3 protein-coding genes are annotated in these 3,509 nt (G+C 71.9%); all 3 read left to right on the top strand.

Features of this window, described 5'->3' with window-relative positions; all coding sequences use genetic code 11:
* Window positions 1-2,013 (top strand): acetate--CoA ligase family protein (locus tag B8460_RS18180; protein WP_048863033.1); only part of this gene is annotated, 2,013 nt, incomplete at its 5' end.
* On the top strand, window positions 2,010-2,693 hold the full coding sequence (locus B8460_RS18175) for a 3-oxoacid CoA-transferase subunit A (RefSeq protein ID WP_048863032.1): 684 nt from the start codon (window positions 2,010-2,012) through the stop codon (window positions 2,691-2,693). The genes B8460_RS18180 and B8460_RS18175, both read left to right, overlap by 4 nt.
* Before the next feature lie 35 nt (window positions 2,694-2,728).
* Window positions 2,729-3,391: a 3-oxoacid CoA-transferase subunit B gene (locus B8460_RS18170; RefSeq protein WP_048863031.1), complete on the top strand. Its 663-nt coding sequence runs from the start codon at window positions 2,729-2,731 to the stop codon at window positions 3,389-3,391.
* Window positions 3,392-3,509: the final 118 nt, after the last annotated feature.

The following is a 3,509-nucleotide window of genomic DNA, read 5'->3' as shown; positions in this document are numbered from 1 at the left end:
GGCGGCCGGCCGATCGCCTATATGCGGGCGGGCGGCTTCGGCGGCGCGATCCTGCCGGTCAACCCGAACCGGGCGCAGGTGCAGGGGCTGACCGCCTATCCCAGCGTCGCCGACCTGCCGACCGTGCCGGACGCCGCCATCCTCGCGGTGCCGGCGGCGCATGCGCTCGATGCGATGCGGGCGCTGGCCGCGCGCGGCGTGCGGGCGGTGGTCGCCTTTACCGCCGGTTTCGCCGAGGTGGACGCGGCGGGGGCGGCGGCGCAGGCGGAGATGGTGCGCATCGCCCGCGACGCCGGGATGCGGCTGCTCGGCCCCAACTGCCTCGGCCTGTTCGACGGGCGGACCGGCTACTACGCGACCTTCACCAACGCGCTGGAGACCGGCTGGCCGATCCCCGGACGCATCGGCATCGCGAGCCAGTCCGGCGCCTATGGCACGCATGTCTTCGCCGCCGCGCGCAACCGGCGCATCGGCGCGTCGCTCGTCGTCACCACCGGCAACGAGGCGGACGTGACGGTGGGCGAACTGATCGGCTGGATGGCGCAGCATCCGGATACCGACGTGATCGCCGCCTATATCGAGGGCATACGCGACGGGGCGAGCTTCATCGCCGCCCTCGCCGCCGCCCGTGCGGCGCGCAAGCCGGTGGTGCTGATGAAGGTCGGGCGCAGCGCGCTTGGGCAAGCCGCCGCGCTGTCGCACACCGCCTCCATCGCCGGCGACGACGCGGTGACGGATGCGGTCCTGGCGGAGTTCGGCGTGGTGCGCGCCCGCACGACGGAGGAGATGCTCGACATCGCCTATACCGCGACGGCGCGGGTCTATCCGGTGCGCAACACGCTCGGCGTGCTGACGGTCTCGGGCGGGGCGGGCGTGCTGATCAGCGACGCGGCGGAGGCGGCGGGGCTGCCGATGCCGCCGATGCCGGACGAGGCGCAGGCGAAGCTGCGCGCCCTGGTGTCGTTCTCCGCGCCGCGCAACCCGGTCGACGCGACGGCGCAGGTGTTCAACGATTTCGCGCTGGCCGAGGCGTTCATGGAGAGCATGGTCGCCGACGGCGGCTATGCGTCCAACATCGCGTTCTTCTCGCAGACCGGCGGCGGCTCGCACGCGCCGGCGCTGCGCGCCATGCTGCGCGACGTGCGCAAGGCCCATCCCGACCGTCTCTATGTCCTGTCCGTCATCGCGGCCCCCGACGTGGTCGCGGGGTATGAGGCGGAGGGGATGATCGTGCACGAGGACCCGTCGCGCGCGGTCGCGGCGATCGCGGCGATGGGCACGTTCGGCGCGGCGTTCGAGGCCGCACCCGCGCTGCCGCCGCCCGCGGTGCCGCATGTGGCGCTCCCCGACACGACGCCGGACGAGGCGACGGCCAAGCGGCTGCTGGCCGAGGCCGGCATCGCCGCCGCGCCCGAGCGTGTCTGCACCAGCGCCAACGCGGCGGTGGCGGCGGCGGAGGGCTTCGGCTTCCCGGTCGTGCTGAAGATCGTCTCGCCCGACATCCTGCATAAGACCGAAATCGGCGGCGTGCTGCTCGGCGTCGCCTCGGCCGAGGCGGTGCGCGAGGGCTATGCGACCCTGATCGCCCGCGCGCGGGCCGCGCGGCCGCAGGCGCGGATCGAGGGCGTGCTGGTCGCGCGCCAGCTGTCGGGCGGCACGGAATGCATCCTCGGCATCCAGCAGGACCCGGTGTTCGGCCCGGTCGCGGTGTTCGGCCTGGGCGGCGTGTTCGTGGAGGTGCTGCGCGACGTGGTGCTGCACCGCTGCCCGTTCGGGGTGGACGTGGCCGAGCGCATGATCCGCTCGATCCGGGGCGCGCCGCTGCTGCTCGGCGCGCGCGGGCGGCCGGCGGCCGATATCGCGGCGCTGGCGGACATGCTGGCCCGGCTGTCGGTGTTCGCGCACCAGGCGGGGCCGCGGCTGCGCTCGATCGACCTCAACCCGGTATTCGCCCTGCCGGACGGTGCCTATGCTGCCGACGCGGTGATCGAGATCGGGGAGCCGGCGCCATGATCGACAAGTTCGTCCGCACCATGGCCGAGGCGATGGACGGCATCGCCGACGGTGCGACGGTGCTGATCGGCGGCTTCGGCGCGGTGGGCCAGCCCAACGCGCTGATCGACGGGCTGATCGAGCAGGGGGCGAAGGATCTGACCATCGTCCTGAACAACGCCGGATCGGGCCGGGTCGGCGTCTCGCGCCTGATGGAGCTGCGCCGCGTCCGCCGCATCGTGTGCAGCTTTCCGCGCAGCAGCGACAGCACGGTGTTCGAGGAGTTGTACAAGGCCGGGCTGATCGAGCTGGAGCTGGTGCCGCAGGGCACGCTCGCGGAGCGTATCCGCGCGGCCGGCGCCGGCATCCCGGCCTTCTACACCGCGACCAGCGTCGGCACCCTGCTGGGCCAGGGCAAGGAGGAGCGCCGCTTCGGCGAGCGCAACTATGTGATGGAGCACGCCCTGCCCGGCGACGTGGCGCTGGTGGAGGCGTGGCAGGCCGACCGTTGGGGCAACCTGACGTTCCGCGACAGCGGCCGCAACTTCAACCCGGTGATGGCGACCGCCGCCCGCCTGACGATCGTGCAGACGCAGCATGTCGTGGAGTTGGGCGACATCCCGCCGGAGCAGGTGATGACGCCCGGCATCCACGTGGACCGGGTGCTGCACGTGCCCTACGGTGACCCGCCGCTGTTCTGATCCGCCGTCCGCATTCACGGGAGGGGAGCAAAGCCATGCCCGACACCGCCGTCGCGTCCTATACGCCGCTCGACCGCAAGGGCATCGCCCGCCGCGCCGCCGACGACATACCGGAGGGCTGGTACGTCAATCTCGGCATCGGCATGCCCACCCTGATCGCCGACTACGTGCCGGCCGACCGGGAGGTGATCTTTCATTCCGAGAACGGCGTGCTCGGCATGGGGCCGGCGCCGGAGCCGGGGCACGAGAACCGCTGGCTGATCAACGCCGGCAAGCAATACGTCACGCTGCGGCCGGGCGCGTCGTATGTCCACCACGCCGACAGCTTCGCGATCATACGCGGCGGGCATCTGGATCTGTGCGTCCTCGGCGGGTTCGAGGTGGCGGAGAACGGCGACCTCGCCAACTGGGCGACGAGCGCCAACGACACCGCGCCCGCCGTGGGCGGCGCCATGGACCTTGCCGCCGGGGCGAAGCGGCTGTGGGTCGTCACCGACCACACCACCAAGACAGGCGCCAGCAAGATCGTCAGCCGCTGCGCCTATCCGCTGACGGCGATCGGCAGCGTCAAGCGCGTCTATACGAATCTGTGCGTGCTGGATGTGGAGCCGCGCGGCTTCGTCGTGCGCTGGATGGTGGACGGGCTGGATTTCGATACGCTCCAGGCACGGACGGACGCGAAGCTCAACCGCGACTGACGGCCCCTGCGGTCGAGCCTGTCGCGCAGCCGTGTGCGCGCCTTAATCTGCGACAGGCAACTTGCCGGCGGACGCGGCTGTTCTCTCTGCACGCCAGCAAGGAGAGAACAGCCATGTT

The sequence above is a fragment of the Acidisphaera rubrifaciens HS-AP3 genome (genome assembly GCF_000964365.1).
In the GTDB taxonomy this organism is placed as follows: domain Bacteria; phylum Pseudomonadota; class Alphaproteobacteria; order Acetobacterales; family Acetobacteraceae; genus Acidisphaera; species Acidisphaera rubrifaciens.
This window is presented reverse-complemented; position numbering and strand designations above follow the sequence as displayed.

What these genes read in the sequence shown, in the direction of transcription:
- B8460_RS18170 (WP_048863031.1), top strand. Translation starts at nt 2,729, where the DNA reads ATGCCCGACACCGCCGTCGCGTCCTATACGCCGCTCGACCGCAAGGGC.
- B8460_RS18175 (WP_048863032.1), top strand. Translation starts at nt 2,010, where the DNA reads ATGATCGACAAGTTCGTCCGCACCATGGCCGAGGCGATGGACGGCATC.